The organism is Macrococcoides caseolyticum (assembly GCF_002902665.1).
Classification (GTDB): domain Bacteria; phylum Bacillota; class Bacilli; order Staphylococcales; family Staphylococcaceae; genus Macrococcoides; species Macrococcoides caseolyticum.
In genome coordinates this window covers 1-967 of record NZ_PPRM01000112.1, presented here as the reverse complement: position 1 = coordinate 967, position 967 = coordinate 1, and the positions used below count along the sequence as shown (strand labels likewise).

Here is a 967-nt window from a genome sequence, read left to right as displayed (position 1 = left end):
GCAATAAAGGGAAATTTAATAACCTGAAAATTTTTGTTTTCATAATTAATCTCAGTATATTTTTCATTTTAAAATCTCCTTCGAGGTTAATGATATTTTTATAAATCTACTAAATAAAAGTATAAGGATGAATGGAAATGCAAATAATGTAACTTGATTAATTATAGGTGGTGAACTTGAATAAATATTAAATGCTATTCTTAACACAATAAATCCTAATAAGTATTTTACATCTATATAGTTACTTTTTAAAAAAAGCAATTCAAACACTATACAGGCAATTATATTGATAGATGTTACTACAGGTGATAATAATACTCCAAAAAATATTGATCCATATCCTATACTAGAAAAAAGTTGTCCTGTATCAACACCTGGTCCGAATAGTACATGATTATATATTTGAGACATTAACAAAGAATCTGAATTAATTAATAAGCTACTTCCTATTACGGATCTAATATTATCATAAAAAAATTGGTAAAAATTGGTGTCAACATAATTAATTATATCTATATTAGCTGCTACTGTATGAATACCGTAAAAATAAGCTTGCAGTCTATCAGTCCATTGAAAGTCTCCATTTTCAAGGTTGTTTTGTATTGCTTCAGAATATCCCCCTTGGAATGCATAGAATTCTTTATATACAGTCATTCCTAACAAAACGAATAATCCCACAACTAATAATGAATAAGTAATAAATTTACCATGTTTTTTAAATAGACTTAGCAATAAAATAATAGTTATTATCAATGTGTATATTTGTAAACTACGGCGTTCACCAACGATAATACCAACATTAAACATACCTAAGCACAATGGAATTAAGATATAGATTAATTTCTGATTAACTTTATATAATCTATAATAAAAATTTGATACTACAATAAACAACAAGACGATAGAAATTAATACAAATTGTCTTAAAATCAATGTATTAAGATTAATATTTTCATCTAATCGTGAT

1 pseudogene is annotated in these 967 nt (G+C 25.1%); it reads right to left on the bottom strand.

The window, feature by feature from the left end:
• Nucleotides 1-63 precede the first annotated feature (63 nt).
• Nucleotides 64-967, bottom strand: a pseudogene (locus tag CD152_RS11295) (hypothetical protein); the annotation flags it as partial.